2 protein-coding genes are annotated in these 901 nt (G+C 67.1%); both read left to right on the top strand.

The annotated features are described in order from the left end of the window. The coding region (locus EOA28_RS37100; RefSeq protein WP_128315908.1) for a pyridoxal-phosphate dependent enzyme at nt 1-560 on the top strand (560 nt) is incomplete at its 5' end. 114 nt (nt 561-674) lie between these two features. Further along, on the top strand, nt 675-901 hold a 227-nt coding region (locus EOA28_RS37095; protein WP_128315907.1), incomplete at its 3' end, for a DUF4175 family protein.

Raw genomic sequence — 901 nt, 5'->3', positions numbered from 1 at the left:
ATGCCGAGGCCCTAGCCGCCAGCGAGGACTTCGCGGCCCGGACCGGCGCCCTGCAGATCCACGCCTTCAACCAGGAGGAAACGCTGCTCGGCCAGGGCACGCTCGGCCTGGAGATCGAGGCCGACCTGCCCGCGATCGACACGCTGCTGGTTGCCGTTGGCGGCGGCGGCCTGATCGGCGGCATCGCAGCGTGGTTTTCGGGGCGCATCCGCATCGTCGCCATCGAGCCCGAGGGCGCGCCGACGCTTTATCGCGCTCTGGAGGCCGGTGAGCCGGTCGATGCCCCGGCAGAAGGCATTGCCGCCGATTCGCTGGCGCCGAAGCGCGTCGGCGAGATGATGTTTCCGATCGCGGAAGCCTTCGTCGAGCGCTCTATCCTGGTCAGCGACGACGACATCATAGCTGCGCAGAAGGCGCTGTGGGACCGCGTGCGAATCATCGCCGAGCCGGGTGGCGCAGCGGCCTTCGCCGCCATGCTTTCCGGGCGCTATGTGCCGGCGGAGGGCGAGCGCGTGGCGGTCCTGGTCTGCGGTTCCAACACGAATCCTGGCAATTTCTGATCATAACCCGGCAAAACCGCTTCACGTTTTTGGAACCCGCCTCGCCTTTGCCGTGTTTGCTGGTATCCTTCTGGTGATGACGTCCGGGCTGTTACGCCCGGGCAGGAAGGGCCGATGACGGAACGACCCATTTCCAGCGGCGAACGCGGCCTGGCCTTGCGCTTGGCGCTCAGCCGGTTGGCGACGCGGGCCTCGATGGTCTTCGAGCGCGGCTGGCCGCTCGTGCTGCCGCTGTTGATCGCCATCAGCCTGTTTCTCAGCTTTTCGTGGTTCGGCCTGTTCCCGCGTCTGCCCGACGTCGCGCGCATCGGCCTCTTGATCCTGTTCGCCCTGTCCGGGGT

The sequence above is a fragment of the Mesorhizobium sp. M2A.F.Ca.ET.067.02.1.1 genome (assembly GCF_004023285.1).
In the GTDB taxonomy this organism is placed as follows: domain Bacteria; phylum Pseudomonadota; class Alphaproteobacteria; order Rhizobiales; family Rhizobiaceae; genus Mesorhizobium.
This window is presented reverse-complemented; position numbering and strand designations above follow the sequence as displayed.